Raw genomic sequence first — 15,449 nt, 5'->3', positions numbered from 1 at the left:
GTCTGGCGCGGGACTCCCACAATCCGTCGATTTGAGGGCGCGCAATGACCTTTCCTTAACGCCTATGCTGGTTAATGAACCCAGTTGAGCGTGGGAATTTTCGATTCATGTTTGAATTTGCGGCAGTGACATACGGCCTGCTGGCCAGTGTCATTCTTTCAGCGGCGCAGCGTAACCACAGGATGGAAAGACCCCATCCGCCGATGCTGCTCTATACGGGCTATATGCTCTGCGGTCTGTCGGCGGGGGTCGCGGTGATCCTGGCCTATATCGCTTTGTCGCAATTTGTCGGCGGCTGAACGGCGGCTGCGCATGCGGCTCTGCTTGCGATTTTGCTGCGGCACCCTATCTTGCCGGGTGAAAGAGAGTGGTGAATGAACGACGAGAAGGACCCGCAGGGTAACCCCTGGATCAAGAGCGCGATGATTTGGGCGGGGGTGATTGTCGCCCTGCTGCTCTTCGTCTCGATGTTCGACAGCCGCACGGCGTCCAGCGCCGGGACGGGCATTGCCTATTCCGAATTCCGCGCCAAGGTGCAGGAAGGGCAGGTCAAGGACGTTGCGGTCGCCACCGACCGGATCACCGGCACGCTGACCAGCGGGCAGAAGTTCAGCACCGTTCCGGTGAACGATCCGGGCCTCACGGGCCTGCTGGACGACTATAATGTCAAATATTCCGGCCAGGCGGAGGAGCAGCCCAGCTTCTGGATGATCCTGATCTACCAGTCGCTGCCGTTCCTGCTGATCCTGGGCATCGCTTTCTTCGTGCTGCGCCAGATGCAGAAGGGCGGCGGCGCGGGCGGCGCCATGGGCTTTGGCAAGTCGAAGGCCAAGCTGCTGACCGAAAAGCATGGGAAGGTGACCTTTGATGACGTCGCGGGCATCGACGAAGCGCGCGAGGAATTGCAGGAAATCGTCGAATTTCTGAAGGACCCGACCAAATTCGCGCGGCTGGGTGGCAAGATTCCCAAGGGCGCATTACTGGTCGGCTCGCCCGGTACGGGCAAGACGCTGCTGGCCCGCGCCATTGCGGGCGAGGCGGGCGTGCCTTTCTTCACCATTTCGGGGTCTGACTTTGTCGAAATGTTCGTCGGCGTCGGCGCGAGCCGTGTTCGCGACATGTTCGAACAAGCCAAGAAGAACGCGCCGTGCATCGTCTTCATCGACGAAATCGACGCGGTCGGCCGCCATCGCGGCGCGGGTCTGGGCAACGGCAATGACGAGCGCGAGCAGACGCTGAACCAGTTGCTGGTCGAGATGGATGGCTTCGAGGCGAATGAGGGCATCATCATCGTCGCGGCGACTAACCGTCCCGACGTGCTGGACCCCGCGTTGCTGCGTCCGGGTCGTTTCGACCGTCAGGTCGTGGTGCCGCGCCCGGATATTGAGGGCCGCGAGAAGATTCTGGCCGTGCACATGAAGAAGGTGCCGCTGGCGCCGGACGTCAATCCGCGCACCATTGCGCGGGGCACGCCCGGTTTCTCGGGTGCTGATCTGGCGAACCTTGTCAACGAAGCGGCGCTGATGGCGGCGCGCCGGGGCAAGCGTCTGGTCGCCATGGACGAGTTCGAGGCGGCCAAGGACAAGGTCATGATGGGCAGCGAGCGCCGCTCCATGGTCATGACCGACGATGAGAAGAAGATGACCGCCTATCATGAGGCGGGCCATGCCATCGTCGCGGTCCATGAACCGGCGTCCGATCCGATCCACAAGGCGACGATCATCCCGCGCGGCCGCGCGCTGGGCATGGTGATGCGCCTGCCGGAGCGGGACAGCTACAGCTATCACCGTGACAAGATGCACGCGAACATGGCCGTCGCCATGGGCGGCCGCGTGGCCGAGGAGATCATCTTCGGCTATGACAAGGTGTCGTCGGGCGCTTCGGGCGACATCCAGTACGCGACCAAGCTGGCGCGCGACATGGTCACGCAATGGGGCATGTCGGACAAGCTGGGGCCGCTGCAATATGAGGAGCAGCAGGGCGAAACCTTCCTGGGCTATTCGCAGAGCCAGCGCGTCCATATGTCGGACGAGACGGCGAAGCTGATCGACAAGGAAATTCGTGGGCTGGTCGAGCAGGGCTATGCGCGGGCGCAGGAAGTGCTGAAGGGTCATGAGGACCAGTTGCACCTGCTCGCCAACGCGATGCTGGAATATGAGACGCTCTCCGGCGAGGAGATCAAGACGCTGCTCGACAAGGGCGAGATCACCCGGGACGACGGCACGACGATCAAGCCCTCGGTGATCCCGGCGGCAGGCTCTTCCATCCCCAAGACGCGGCGGCGCAAGGGGCCATTTGGAGACCCGACGCCCGCGGGCGCTTGAGCGAGATATAGTGGTAGGAAGGGGGCGTTGCCGGATGGCGGTGCCCTTTTTCCATGCATAAGGGTGCCGCTGGCCGTTTTTAGGCAATAGCGGACGCTAAGCGCCCCGTGTTCCTGCGCAGGCAGGAACCCAGTTCGGACGGTCCGACAGTCCACAAGGGTCGGAACTGGGCTCCTGCCTGCGCAGGAACACGGCATGCCCTAAGGAGAGCGCCGCAAGCGAACCGTCCGCTCCCCACCCATTTCCGATACCTAACGCCGCTCTCCTGCGCTCACGCAATAAAATGCCTCCGGGGGTCTGGTCGTTTCGCTGGTTAATGGTTACATGGGCCGCCACGAATCCCCCAGCGATCCGGCTGCCCCCTCCCGGCCGGTCGCGCAGCAGAAAGTGGCTTTCACATGGATATCCGCCTTGGCCTCACCTTTGACGACGTGCTGTTGCAGCCCGCCGAATCCGATGTGCTGCCCAGCCAGGCGGACACGAGCACTCATGTAACCAAGGCGATCAGGCTCAACATCCCTGTCCTGTCGTCCGCCATGGACACGGTGACGGAAGCCGACATGGCGATCGTCATGGCGCAGTTGGGCGGGATCGGCGTGTTGCACCGCAATCTCTCGATCGAGGAGCAGGCGGACGCGGTGCGCGCCGTCAAGCGCTTCGAAAGCGGCATGGTGGTGAACCCGATCACCATCACCCCCAATGCGACGCTGGCCGATGCGCAGATGCTGATGGCCCGCCACAAGATCAGCGGCATTCCGGTGGTCGAGGCATCGGGCAAGCTGGTCGGCATCGTCACCAACCGCGACGTCCGTTTTGCCGAAAACCCGGCCCAGCCGGTCAGCGAACTGATGACGCACGATAATCTTGCGACGGTGAAGACGGGTGTGGGCCAGGACGAGGCGATGCGCCTGCTGCACCAGCGGCGCATCGAAAAGCTGCTGGTGGTGGACGATCATTATCATTGCGTCGGCCTCATCACCGTCAAGGATATCGAGAAGGCTGTCACCTATCCGCAGGCGACCAAGGACGCTTCGGGCCGCCTGCGCGTGGCGGCGGCATCGACCGTGGGTGATGCAGGGCTGGAGCGCAGCAAGGCGCTGATCGACGCGGAGTGCGACCTGATCGTCATCGACACCGCCCATGGTCACAGCAGGCAGGTCGCGGTCGCTGTCGAGGCGGTGAAGAAGCTGTCCAACCATGTGCAGGTCGTGGCCGGCAATGTCGCCACCGCCGAGGCGACCAAGGCGCTGATCGGGGCGGGCGCGGATTGCGTGAAGGTGGGTATCGGGCCGGGGTCGATCTGCACCACCCGCGTTGTCGCGGGCGTGGGCGTGCCGCAGCTTACCGCCGTGATGGATTCGGCCGAGGAAGCCGCCAAGCAGGGCGTGCCGGTGATCGCGGACGGCGGCCTGCGCACCTCCGGCGACGTGGCGAAGGCGCTGGCGGCGGGGGCTGGCTGCGTCATGGTCGGGTCGCTGCTGGCCGGCACGGCGGAGGCGCCGGGCGAGACCTTCCTCTATCAGGGCCGCGCCTATAAGAGCTATCGCGGCATGGGCAGCGTCGGCGCGATGGCGCGGGGGTCGGCGGACCGCTATTTCCAGGCGGACATCAAGGACCAGATGAAGCTGGTGCCCGAAGGCATTGAAGGCCAGGTGCCGTTCAAGGGGCCGGCGAAGGACGTCATCCACCAGCTTGTCGGCGGGGTGAAGGCGGCCATGGGCTATACCGGCAGCGCCACGATCAAGGACCTGCAGGCGCGGGCCCGTTTCGTCCAGATCACCAATGCCGGGCTTTCGGAAAGCCATGTGCATGACGTGACGATCACGCGGGAAGCGCCCAATTATCCGACGCGTTAAGGCCTCGATCAAGCCCTGCTCCTTCCAGGGAGGGGTTGAGGTGGGGGATTGGTACCGGGCGCAGCGTTCGAGGCACGCCCCCACCCCCAGCCCCTCCCCTGAAGGGGAGGGGAGCGTTTCGTCATGACTCCATCCGCTCGTGTTCAGGCCGCCATCGAACTGCTCGACGCCATCATCGCGTCGGCGCGGGATGGCGGGCCGGCGGCGGACACGCTGATCGCCCGCTATTTCAAGGAACGCCGCTATGCCGGGTCACGCGACCGGCGGGCGGTGCGCGACCATGTCTATGATGCGGTGCGCCGCGTGGCCGAGCGGCCTGAGAGCGGGCGCGCCGCCATGGTTGGTCTGGCGCGCGAGCGTGCGGAATTGGCGGCTCTGTTCGACGGATCGGCGCATGGGCCCGCGCCGATTGCCGATGACGAAGCGGGCGCTCCGGCGGGTGTCGTGCCCGGCTGGATCGAGCCTCTGCTGGCGGCGCCGGTGGAACGGGACGCGCTGCTTGGCCGGGCGCCGGTCGATCTGCGCGTCAACCGGCTGAAGGCCGATCCGGACAGGGTTGCGCCGCATTATCCGGAAGCCGCCCGCATAGCCGGGCTGCCCGATGCGCTGCGCCTGCCCGAAGGCGCGCCGGTCGAGCAGAGCGATCCCTGGAAATGGGGCCAGGTCGAGGTGCAGGATGCGGGCAGCCAGTTGATCTCCGCCGCCTGCGGGGTTGCGCCGGGCATGACCGTCATCGACCTTTGCGCCGGAGCGGGCGGCAAGACGCTGGCGCTGGCCGCGGCCATGGGTGGCAATGGGGGCGGGAAGGGTGTGCTGATCGCCGCCGACACCATCCGTTCGCGTCTGGCGCGGCTTGATCCGCGTGCCGAGCGGGCGGGGGCGACCTTCATAGAGACGCTGCTGCTCGACCAGGGGCATGAGGCGGGCGCGCTGGACAGCCTGAAAGGGCGGGCGGATGTGGTGCTGGTCGATGCGCCCTGTTCGGGCACCGGCACCTGGCGGCGCAATCCGGAGGCGCGCTGGCGGCTGACCCCGGCGCGGCTCGACCGGCTGGTGGCGGAACAGGCGCGAATCCTGGATTTCGCGGCTCCGCTGCTGGCGCCGGGCGGGGCGTTGATCTATGCTGTCTGCGCGCTGACGGACCGGGAGGGGCGGGATCAGGTGCGGGCATTTCTGGAACGGCATGACGGATGGACCGTCGAACGGATCGAAGCGGCGATGGGCCGCGCCCATGGCGACGGGCTGCTGCTGACGCCGGGCCATGACGGCACCGACGGCTTCTATGTTGCGCGCTTGCGGCGGGCCGTTTGAAAGAGTCGATGGACAAGCGGGCGCAAAATCGCGACACTTGTCAGCCGGAATTTGGGTCGGAATCAATGCCTGAAACATGGCTGGAGTTGTGCATGCGTTTTACCCCTGCTTCGATCGCCTTGGCTGTCCTGCTGACCACGGTTTCCAGCGCAGGCCTGTCGCAGCGGCCGGATTCGCAGATTTCGCCGCTCTCGATCGAATGGCAGAAGGCTGGCGAGGCGGCGCGCAAGGCAGGCAATTATCAGGGCGCAACCGATGCGCTGGAAAGCGCGCTGGCGGTCGATCCGCGCAACCGCACCGCCTATATCGAGCTGGCGCAGGTGGCGCGGGCGCAGGGTTTGCAGGGCAAGGCGATCCGCCTCTATCGCGAGGCGCTGTTGCTGGAGCCCAATGACGTCGCCGCTTTGGTGGGACAGGGCGAGGCGATGGTCGAAAAGGGCGCGATCGCCAAGGCCAAGGAAAATCTTGCCCAGGCGCAGGGGCTGTGCAAGGGAAATTGCGCCGCCGTGGGGCAGCTTGCCGCCGCCATCGAGAAGGGGCCGCCCGCTACGGTGTTGAGCGCGAAGGATAGCGTGCCTGCGCCCAAGGGGTCTGCAACCGAGACGCCTTGACCTGTTTTTTCGGGGCGGTTTTCGACCATATCATGCCGAAGTTCACAGTGTACGCGCGCGCGTGCCTGCGCGCGTATGCGGGGTGACGCGATTATCTGACGTTTCAAAGAGGGATGCGGGATAAGCCTGCGGGCTCGGAATAGGACAGGCAAAATCCTGGTCGGGTGGAAAAATAGGATGTTTTTTGGCGATGCTGTGGCCGGTGGGTTACGTTGATCCCAAGCCAGTCACCCAAGTTCGGGGCCGGATGATTGAAAGGATGGTCTGAAAACGACCACTAACGGACGTTGCGGTCGCGGATAAAGGCGCGCCAAGCGGCCTCTCGGTCTATCCGCTTTTCTGCTTTTCGTTTGATCAATTCGCGGCAGGCCAACCAGATCACTGGCGCAGCGAAAATCCCGTAAATCGTGAGATTGAGCCATGCGGGAAGGGAAAGAAACCGGACCGCAAAGCCAGCGGCGAATAATGCGAAGGCTATTCCATATATAAGCGCCCGTTGAGATAACTTCATTTTCCGCACGGCATTTCCTTTCCTGTGCCGCTGTAGGACTATCGAGTTAATGACCGCTTTCCACCCGTCGTCGCCGTTCAAACCTTTCATACGGCCTCTTGAATAGATAGCTGCAAAGGCGTTGCGCTATCGACAAAAAGCCGCGTGCCGTCCTCAAATTCTATGAGAATTTCTGTTTCCCGGAATCGAGCAATCCGTCTGATGGCCTTGCCTAGCAACATACATGTTGCTCGCTCGCTTTCTTCATCCAATGTCATGAACTTTATCTTGCATGAGGATGGTTAGGTTACCACAGCTATCGGCTCCGAAGCAGACGGTCCCCTACCCACCCAAGCCGGATTTGAAAGCTAAACGCGTCCCAACACCCGCGCCACATCCACGAATTCCTCGACGCTGACGGTTTCGGCGCGGCGTTGTGGGTCGATGCCGACTGTCTCCAGCGCGTCCAGCGCGCCGGGCAGGCCCTTCAGGCTTTGGCGCAGCATCTTGCGGCGCTGGCCGAAGGCGGCGGCGGTCAGGCGTTCGAGATGCTTCAACTGCACGCCTTCGGGGGCGAGTTTGGGCGTGATGTGGACGACCGCGGACATGACCTTGGGCGGGGGCGTGAAGGCGCTGCGGTGGACCTTCATCGCGATGCGGGCGTCGCTGCGCCATTGGGACAGCACGGCAAGGCGGCCATAATGGTCGCCGCCCGGTTTCGCCACGATGCGTTCGGCCACTTCCATCTGGAACATCAGCGTCAGGGTCGACCACCAGGGGAGCGGCGTCCACTCCGCCGAGAGCCAGCCGATCAGCAGCGCCGTGCCGACATTATAGGGCAGGTTGGCGATGATATGCGCGCCTTCGCCCGCTTCGGCGCGGGCGTCGACCTGCATGGCGTCGCCGGAAAGGACGCGGAGCTGGCCGGGGAAGGCTTCGTCCAGTTCGGCCAGGGCGGGGAGGCAGCGCCGGTCGCGCTCGACCGCGACGAGCTTCGCGCCCGCGCGGAGGATGGCGCGGGTCAGGCCGCCGGGGCCGGGGCCGACCTCGAAAGCGGGCTGGCCTTCCAGCGATCCGGGAATAGCGGCGATGCGGTCCAGCAACTGTTCGTCCAGCAGGAAATTCTGGCCGAGCGCCTTGCTGGCCTGCAATCCGTGGGCGGCGATGACGTCGCGCAGCGGCGGGAGCTTGGGCAGCGGGAGCTGGGGGCGGGTATCGGTAGCCATGGGCCTCAGCAGCCGGGGGTGAGCCGGGCGCGGGCGGCTTCGGCGGCCATCTTGATCGCCGCCATCATCGCGCCGGGATTGGCGCTATCCTTGCCTGCGATGCCGAAGGCGGTGCCATGGTCGGGCGAGGTGCGCACGATGGGAAGGCCCAGGGTGATGTTGACGCCTTCATCGAAGTTCAGCGTCTTGATCGGGATCAGCGCCTGATCATGATACATGCAGAGCGCGGCGTCGTAGGTCTCGCGGGCGCGCGTGTGGAACAGCGTGTCGGCGGCGAGCGGGCCGCTAATGTCATATCCCTCGGCCTGGAGCGATTCCACGGCGGGGCGGATGATGTCGATCTCCTCCCGGCCGAGCGCGCCGCCCTCGCCCGCATGGGGGTTGAGACCGGCGACGACCAGGCGCGGACGGCCTATGCCGAAATTGCGCTGAAGCCCCTTGGCGGTGGTGATGGCGCGAGCGCGGATCAGGTCGATCGTCAGCACGGAAGGGACATCGGCCAGCGGGATATGGATGGTGACCGGCACGACCTTCAGCGACGGCCCGGCCAGCATCATCACCGCATTGTGCGGCGCGACGCCGCAGCGTTCGGCAATGAATTCGGTCTGGCCGGGATGGGTGAAGCCGACACCGTAAAGCTGCTCCTTGCCGACCGGGGCGGTGACGATCCCTGCCGCCGATCCGCTGCGGGCGAGGCCGACCGCGACCTCCAGCGCCTGGAAAGCGGTGCGCGCCCCGTCCATGCAGGGCGAGCCGGGGATGATCTCCCCCGCGTCTGCGACTTGCAGGCAGGGGAGGGCGCTGTCGAACGCAGCGGCGGCTTCCTCGGGTGTGCTGACCGTCTCGATCGGGCCGGACCAGACGGCGCGCAGCGACGCGGCGTCGCCCACCGCGAAGAAGGGCGGCAGGCCCCGCGCTTCCCGCATGACCCAGCTCTTGGCAACGATTTCCGGCCCGATGCCCGCCGGATCGCCCAGCGATACGGCGAAGGGCGGCCCCATCGTTTGAGGGTCCGCCGGATCAGTTATAGTCGATAACGGCATCGCGGCGGAGGTCGCGCAGATAGATGCGGGCGCGCTTGTTGACCCGTTCTTCCTCCAACTGCGCCATGATCTGTTCGGCATTGGGCGCGGCGGCGGAAGAGGCTTCGTCGCGGCCGCAGACGACCAGCACGCGCACGCCGTCGTTGATCGAGCCGAAGGGCGGCGTCGCCTCACCCACCTGGAGGTTCAAGAGGATGTCCTGCAATTGCGGCGGCAGGTCGCGCAGCTTCACATTGTCGTTGTCGACCACGTCGGCGCCAATCTTGCCGCCCAGTTCATTGGCCTGGCCGCAGCCCTTGATCGTCTTGACCTGCGCGGCGAAGGCGGCGGCCCTGGTGCTCGCCTGTTCCTTGGTCGTGCCGGCGGGGAAGCTGACGGAAAGCTGTTTGAGGCTGAGCAGCGCGTCGCGCGGATCGGCGGTCAGCACCTTGCGCTTGTCCATCACATAGATGACCGACACGCCGCCGGGCACGCTGATGGGGCCTGCGATCTGGCCGACCTGCATCTCATTCGCGGCCTGCGCTAGTTCGTCGGGCAACTGCGCGGGGCGGACCCAGCCGAGATCGCCGCCGACCGCCGCCGTGGACGCTTCGGAGAATTGCCGCGCATAGGCGGCGAAGCTGCCGCCCTGCTTGATCTGTTCGATGATGTTGCGGGCGTTGGCGACGATCTGCTGCTGATTTTCCGGCGTGGCCGACAGGTAGATCTCACCGATGCGGAACTCGTCGCTGCCCTTGGCCGCGTTCATGCGGTCGACCACCGACTTCACCTCATCCTCCGACACGTTGACGAAGGGCTGGATGTTGCGGCGGAGCAGGCGGCTCCAGGCCAGTTCGCCCTCGATCTGGCGCTTGATGCTGGCGGACGCGCTGCCTTGCTGGCGCAGATATTGGTCGAACTGGGCGGGCGACTGGCGGAAATTGGCCGCCACCCGCTCATAGCTCTGCTCGATTTCCGCCTTGTCCACCTTGATGTCGTTGGCGGAGGCTTCCTGAATCTGGAGCGTCTCGTCGATCAGGTTGCGCAGCACCTGCACGCGCAGCCTTTCCTTTTCCTCATCCGACACCTTGCCGCCATTGGCGGTGATGATCAGGGCCAGGCGCTGGTCGACATCCGTGCCGGTGATGATGCGGCCGTTGACGATGGCGGTCGCCTTGCGGACATTGGGGTCGCTCTTGCCGAAGACGGTCACATCCTTGGGCAGATTGAGCTGCTGCGAGGCGACGCTATCGTCGTCGCCCACCGTCTGGGCGGCAACCCCCGTCACCCCCGTCGCCAGCAGGGCGGAGGACAGAAGCAGGGTGCGCAGGCCCTTGGCGGCCGTGCTGCCAATGCGGGAAAACGGGGAAACGACAGGCTGCATCGTCGACAAAACTCTCCAATCGGTTCGGCACGAGATGCACCGATCCGCCTTAACCGGCCCTGAGCAGGAAGCGGGAAGGCTGATCCTTATATGCCAATATTGCGAAAAGCCAGCCGAAGCTGGAAGCTGTTGCCCTTTCGTGCGTCGCCCAGCACCTGATAGTCGCGACGCCAGGTGAGGCCGAGCGTCAGGCAATCATCCTCATAGGCTATCCCCAGGCGATGGCGGACGGGCTGATAGCCGTCCGCGACCGACAGCGGGTCTTCCTTCGCGTCGGTCAGGTCGATGACGGTTGAGCCGAAGACGGACCAGAAGCGCGCGAACTGGACGCGGCCGCCCAGGCGGAGTTCCTCACGGTCCTGCAAATCCTCCAGATTGAGGTTCGCGTCGCGGTTGAGGCGCAGATAGCCGACCGTCGCATAGGTCTTGCGGCTGCCGATGGTGGCGTCGATCTCGTTGCGGCGGACCGACAGATTGTCCTTGTCCAGCCGGAAGCGGTGGGTGAAGCTGATGAAATCCTTGTAGCGGACGGTGGTGCGGCCGACGATGTCGGACAGGCGGTCCGACAGGCCGGTGCCGTCGGGCAGGATGCTTTCGCGGCTGTTGAGGCGATAGCTTTGCCCGACCACGCTTTCCAGCGAGAAGTCCGGCAGCGACAGGCTATATTCCAGGCCATAGGTGACGCGGGTCGAATCCTCGAACCGGTCATAGCCGGAAAAGCGGTTGAGCGCGAAGAGGTTGCTGTCCTCCAGGTCGATGGCGCGGGCGTCCTCATTGGGGACGGAGAGGTTCGCGATCTTGGGCGCGGCGACGATCTGGACGCGGGGGGCGATGCGCTGCACGCCGCCGAACGCCTCGCCCATGAAGGGCCAGCGCATGTCGATGGCCGCCGCCGCGATGCCGCGCGCCTTCCAGCCCGGATCGCCGGCATAGCTGATCACGCTGTTCCGCAGATTGTCGCTGCTGTGATAGACGTCGCCGCGCAAATAGGTGGTGAAGGTCAGTTCCTGGCCCATGGGGGTCAGCTTGCGCAGATTCCATTCGAAGGCGGCGAAGGCGCGCTGCGTGTCCTGGCCATGGGTGCGGGTGATGGCCAGGCTGTTCGCCTGCAACTGCGCCACGCCGCCCAGCAGCGGGTCCTTCATCCGCAGGCGATAGTCGATGACGGGCAGCGCGATCGGCATCTGCCCCTGCGAATCGCCGGTGCGCAGCGTCTGCACCGCCCAGCCGGCAATGGAGAAATAGCTGTTCCTGCCGATCCGCTGCGCGTTCAGGGTCGAGCGCAGCCGGTCGTCCCGGCTGATGTCGTAGCGGCGCAGGAAGGTGCGGTCGGTCGCGGCGCGAATCGATCCGCCGATGCTCCATTCCGGCGTCAGTTGCAGCGCCCCGCTGGCGTCCAGATAGCCGCGGAAGTCCTTCTGCGAATCCGCCGGGGTGGTGGAGGAGGCGCTGCCGGTGGCGACGCGGCTGCCATAGGTGGCGTAGCCGGTGATCTGATAGGCGCCCCGGTCCCACAGATGGCGGTAATTGGTCTCCAGCATCGGCAGCGTGCCGGTGTAGACATGCGGCGTGATGGTGACGTCGCGATTGGGCGCGAGCTTCAGATAATAAGGCAGCGCGACCTCGAACCCGTTGGTGCGGTCGTAGCGCAGGTTTGGCACCAGCAGGCCGCTGCCGCCATTGTCGCCCACCGGATGGGAGAAGCCGGGCATCGGAATCAGCGGCAGGCCGAACAGCTCGATGCTGGCATTGGTATATTTGACGCGGGCCTTGACCGGATCATAGACGACCTTGACCGCCTTGATCTGCCAGGTCGGCTCCTTGGGGCAGCCTTCATGATCCTCGACCACGCAGCCGGTATAGGCGGCCTTGCGCAGCGTGTAGACGCCGTTCACCCGCTGGCCGTTGGCGGCGGCCAGCCGTCCGCCCGATTGCAGCACCAGCAGCATGTTCTGGACCATGCCGTCCTGAAGGGAATCAGTGACGTCGAACCGGTCCCCATAGGCGATATTGCCTTCCGGATCGGTGACGGAGACATTGCCGGTCGCCTCCACCTTCCCCGTGGTGCGGTTCCAGACGACCTTGTCGGCGCGCAGCCGGTTGCCCTCCCGCAGCAACTGCACATTGCCGCTGGCAGTCACGACCTCGCTATTGCTGTCATATTCCAGCGCGTCGGCGGCGAAGCCGATCTGCTCGTCGCTTTCGGGCACCGGGGCGTCGGGCGCGCTGATCGTCGTCTGCGGTTCCTGAAGCTGCTGGGCGGCGGCATGCGGGACGGCGCCCAGGCACGGAAAGGCGGCGCTGGCGGCCAGGAGCTGTTTCAAACGCAAGGGGAAAGGGTTGTTCTGCAAAAGGATGGGGCCTCTTTGACGGGGCACTTTGTTTCCCGCCTATCGCACTGCTTTGTCTGCGCTGCAATCGTCTCGGCCAAGAGTTTTGCCGGAAAATCAGTCGAACGGCTTTGCCAGACAGGGTAAGCCGCACTATCTGATGTGCTCAGCCGGTCGACATGCAGCCTGATATGAAGTGATTGCCTTTAACGAACTTTGTCATGCTAAACTTGTTTCAGCATCCATCTCGCCTTCGGAGACATTCGTTCGTGGGGAGAAATGGATGCTGAAACAAGTTCAGCATGACGGAATGCGGCGAGCGTCATCACTCAGCTTGATTGAATGTCGATCGGCCCGGAAGATATAAAGCCTTGCAGGAAATAAAGGACCCTAGATGGAAATCGCGTTCAGCCCCGTCCGTCCCGAAGCCGATACGCTGGTCTTCGCCGTGCCGAAGGGCGGTTTCGACGCCTTGCCCTTGAGCGCCGCGCCCGTGCTGGCGGCGGGCGCCGCCGCGGCGCGCTTCGCCGGGGAAGCGGGGTCGAGCTTCGAGAGCTTCGTGGAAGAGGGCGGCAAGGTGCTGCGCGTGGTGCTGGTCGGCACCGGCGCGGGCAGCGATGCGGATTATGAGCGCGCGGGCAGCGCGCTGACGGCGCGCCTGTCGACCAGCGGCGCGAGCCATGCTGCGGTCGAATTCTTCGGCGGCGCGAGCGGGGACAAGGCGGCGGCGTTGGCCTTCGGCGCGTCGCTGCGCGGCTGGCGGATCGACACCTATCGCACGCGGCAGGCGGAAAAGGCCAAGCCGACGCTCAAGCAGATCACGCTGGTTTCGAGCGACGCCGGGGCGGCGTGGGAAAGCCGGTCGGCGGTCGCGGCGGGCGTGGCCTTCACCCGCGAGCTGGTGTCGGAACCGGCGAACATCCTCTATCCCGAAAGCTTCGTCGAGCGCTGCAAACCTCTGGAGGAACTGGGCGTCAAGATCACCGTGCTGGACAAGGCGGCGATGGCGGACCTGGGCATGGGCGCGCTGCTGGGCGTGGCGCAGGGTTCGGTGCGCGAGCCGCGCCTGCTGGCGATGGAATGGGACGGCTCCAATGGCGCGACCGAAAAGCCGCTGGTCTTCGTCGGCAAGGGCGTGACCTTCGATACGGGTGGCATCTCGCTGAAGCCCGGCGCGGGCATGGAAGACATGAAATGGGACATGGGCGGCGCCGGGGCCGTGGCGGGCGCTATCAAGGCGCTGGCCGGGCGTAAGGCGAAGGTCCGCGTCGTCGGCATTTGCGGCCTGGTCGAAAATATGCCCGACGGCAATGCGCAGCGGCCGGGCGATATCGTCACCTCTATGTCCGGGCAGACGATCGAGGTGCTGAACACCGATGCCGAAGGGCGTCTGGTGCTGTGCGACGTCATCACCTGGGCGCAGAAAACCTATGCGCCGGAGGTGATCATCGATCTTGCCACGCTGACCGGGGCGATGATCATCTCGCTGGGCAATGAATATGCGGGCATCTTCTCCAACGACGACGGGCTGGCGGACGATCTGATCGCGGCGGGCAAGGCGGCGGGCGACCAATTGTGGCGTTTCCCGCTGGGCGACGCCTATAACAAGCTGATCGACAGCCCGATTGCCGACATGAAGAATATCGGTCCGCGCTATGGTGGGTCGATCACCGCGGCGCAGTTCATCAAGCGCTTCGTCGACGAGGGCGTCAAATGGGCGCATCTCGACATTGCCGGCATGGTCTGGGCCGACAAGCCCGGCGCGACCTGGGACAAGGGCGCGACCGGCTATGGCGTGCGGCTGCTAGACCGCTACGTCGCGGACAAGTTTGAAGGTTGATGCCAGAAAGTCCGATACAGGTCGACTTCTACCAGCTCAGCCGCGATCCGGTGGAACAGGTGCTGCCCGCCATTGCGGGCCGCATCCTGGACATGGGGGCGCGGTTGCTGGTGGTGGCGCAGGAGTCCGATCGGCTGGAGCGAATCTCCGCCGGGCTGTGGGCCGGGCCGCCGGAAAGCTTCCTGGCGCATGGCCGGGCGGGGGAGGGCGGCGAATCGGTGCAGCCGGTGCTGCTGGCGCAGGATTGTCCAGCCGCCGATCTGGCCGCCAATGGGGCACGGCATGTCGCATTGGCGGACGGCCTCTGGCGCGAGGAAGCGCTGGGATTCGAACGCGCTTTCTATTTCTTCGACGCGGAAACCATAGAGGGCGCGCGGGCGAGCTGGCGCGATCTTGCCAAACGGGATGGCGTGACGCCGCGATTCTGGCGGCAGGAAGGCCGCAAATGGGTGCAAGGTCCATAGCCGGAGCCGTAAATCCGGGCCTTTACGGACGCCCCTTGCGATAGCCATCGGCCCGGTCTAAAGGGCGCGCCATCTTATCCCAAACAATTCGGAGCTTTTGAGCCTCATGGCCGTGACCCGCACCTTTTCGATCATCAAGCCCGACGCGACCCGTCGCAACCTGACGGGCGCCGTGACCAAGAAGCTGGAGGAAGCGGGCCTGCGGGTCGTCGCTTCCAAGCGCATCCGCATGAGCCGCGAGCAGGCCGAGGGCTTTTACGCCGTGCACAAGGAGCGCCCCTTCTTTGCCGATCTGGTCGCTTTCATGATCTCCGGCCCGGTGGTCGTGCAGGTTCTGGAAGGCGAAGACGCCGTGAAGCGGAACCGCGACATCATGGGCGCCACCAACCCGGCCAATGCCGATGAGGGCACCATCCGCAAGGATTATGCCGAATCGATCGAGGCCAATTCGGTCCACGGTTCGGACAGCGAGGAAAATGCCGCGATCGAGATCGCCTATTTCTTCAAGGCGGACGAAATCGTCGGCTGATCCGGCGCGTTCGTTTGGAAAAGGGGCCGGGGGCGATAAGCCCGCCGGCCCTTTTTCTTTTG

At 64.9% G+C, this 15,449-nt stretch carries 13 protein-coding genes; 8 read left to right on the top strand and 5 right to left on the bottom strand.

Going from position 1 to position 15,449, the window contains the following annotated elements:
• The first annotated feature begins 107 nt into the window (after positions 1-107).
• The 5 genes from HUK72_RS09255 to HUK72_RS09235 all read left to right on the top strand — a co-directional run bounded on the left by HUK72_RS09255 (position 108) and on the right by HUK72_RS09235 (position 6,102).
• The gene (locus HUK72_RS09255) at positions 108-299 is read left to right on the top strand and encodes a hypothetical protein (protein ID WP_066555398.1); all 192 of its coding nucleotides are present in this window, start codon (positions 108-110) and stop codon (positions 297-299) included.
• Positions 300-374: 75 nt separating this feature from the next.
• On the top strand, positions 375-2,324 hold the full coding sequence (ftsH, locus tag HUK72_RS09250; protein ID WP_176596529.1) for an ATP-dependent zinc metalloprotease FtsH: 1,950 nt from the start codon (positions 375-377) through the stop codon (positions 2,322-2,324).
• Positions 2,325-2,722: 398 nt separating this feature from the next.
• Complete coding sequence (gene guaB, locus HUK72_RS09245; protein ID WP_176596528.1) at positions 2,723-4,180, top strand: IMP dehydrogenase; 1,458 nt, start codon at positions 2,723-2,725, stop codon at positions 4,178-4,180.
• A gap of 123 nt (positions 4,181-4,303) precedes the next feature.
• Positions 4,304-5,491, top strand: coding sequence for an RsmB/NOP family class I SAM-dependent RNA methyltransferase (locus tag HUK72_RS09240; RefSeq protein WP_176596527.1), 1,188 nt, complete (start codon positions 4,304-4,306; stop codon positions 5,489-5,491).
• A gap of 92 nt (positions 5,492-5,583) precedes the next feature.
• Entirely contained in the window at positions 5,584-6,102 is a 519-nt protein-coding gene (locus HUK72_RS09235) for a tetratricopeptide repeat protein (protein ID WP_176596526.1), read from the top strand.
• 277 nt (positions 6,103-6,379) lie between these two features.
• Here the strand turns inward: HUK72_RS09235 and HUK72_RS09230 are convergent, their stop codons facing one another.
• From HUK72_RS09230 to HUK72_RS09205, 5 genes are all read right to left on the bottom strand, one after another.
• Positions 6,380-6,703, bottom strand: coding sequence for a hypothetical protein (locus tag HUK72_RS09230; RefSeq protein WP_176596525.1), 324 nt, complete (start codon positions 6,701-6,703; stop codon positions 6,380-6,382).
• A 257-nt stretch (positions 6,704-6,960) separates the two neighbouring features.
• Positions 6,961-7,818 carry a 16S rRNA (adenine(1518)-N(6)/adenine(1519)-N(6))-dimethyltransferase RsmA gene (gene rsmA / locus HUK72_RS09220; protein WP_176596523.1) on the bottom strand — a complete coding sequence of 286 codons (858 nt, stop codon included), beginning with the start codon at positions 7,816-7,818 and terminating at the stop codon, positions 6,961-6,963.
• Positions 7,819-7,823: 5 nt separating this feature from the next.
• Positions 7,824-8,861 carry a 4-hydroxythreonine-4-phosphate dehydrogenase PdxA gene (gene pdxA, locus HUK72_RS09215; RefSeq protein ID WP_176596522.1) on the bottom strand — a complete coding sequence of 346 codons (1,038 nt, stop codon included), beginning with the start codon at positions 8,859-8,861 and terminating at the stop codon, positions 7,824-7,826.
• The gene (locus HUK72_RS09210) at positions 8,839-10,224 is read right to left on the bottom strand and encodes a peptidylprolyl isomerase (protein ID WP_176596521.1); all 1,386 of its coding nucleotides are present in this window, start codon (positions 10,222-10,224) and stop codon (positions 8,839-8,841) included. The genes pdxA and HUK72_RS09210 overlap by 23 nt, the downstream gene beginning before the upstream one ends.
• Positions 10,225-10,310: 86 nt before the next feature.
• Positions 10,311-12,575 carry an LPS-assembly protein LptD gene (locus HUK72_RS09205; RefSeq protein WP_176596520.1) on the bottom strand — a complete coding sequence of 755 codons (2,265 nt, stop codon included), beginning with the start codon at positions 12,573-12,575 and terminating at the stop codon, positions 10,311-10,313.
• A 373-nt stretch (positions 12,576-12,948) separates the two neighbouring features.
• On the opposite strand from HUK72_RS09205, the gene HUK72_RS09200 reads away from it, so the two are divergent.
• From HUK72_RS09200 to ndk, 3 genes are all read left to right on the top strand, one after another.
• Positions 12,949-14,394 carry a leucyl aminopeptidase gene (locus HUK72_RS09200; protein WP_176596519.1) on the top strand — a complete coding sequence of 482 codons (1,446 nt, stop codon included), beginning with the start codon at positions 12,949-12,951 and terminating at the stop codon, positions 14,392-14,394.
• Positions 14,395-14,408: 14 nt separating this feature from the next.
• Complete coding sequence (locus tag HUK72_RS09195) at positions 14,409-14,858, top strand: DNA polymerase III subunit chi (RefSeq protein ID WP_176597803.1); 450 nt, start codon at positions 14,409-14,411, stop codon at positions 14,856-14,858.
• A 106-nt stretch (positions 14,859-14,964) separates the two neighbouring features.
• Complete coding sequence (gene ndk, locus HUK72_RS09190) at positions 14,965-15,387, top strand: nucleoside-diphosphate kinase (protein WP_046766171.1); 423 nt, start codon at positions 14,965-14,967, stop codon at positions 15,385-15,387.
• Positions 15,388-15,449: the final 62 nt, after the last annotated feature.

It is taken from the genome of Sphingobium sp. 15-1 (assembly GCF_013375535.1).
Lineage (GTDB): Bacteria > Pseudomonadota > Alphaproteobacteria > Sphingomonadales > Sphingomonadaceae > Sphingobium > Sphingobium aromaticivastans.
The sequence above is the reverse complement of the archived record's forward strand: the minus strand, read 5'-3'. Positions and strand labels throughout refer to the sequence as shown.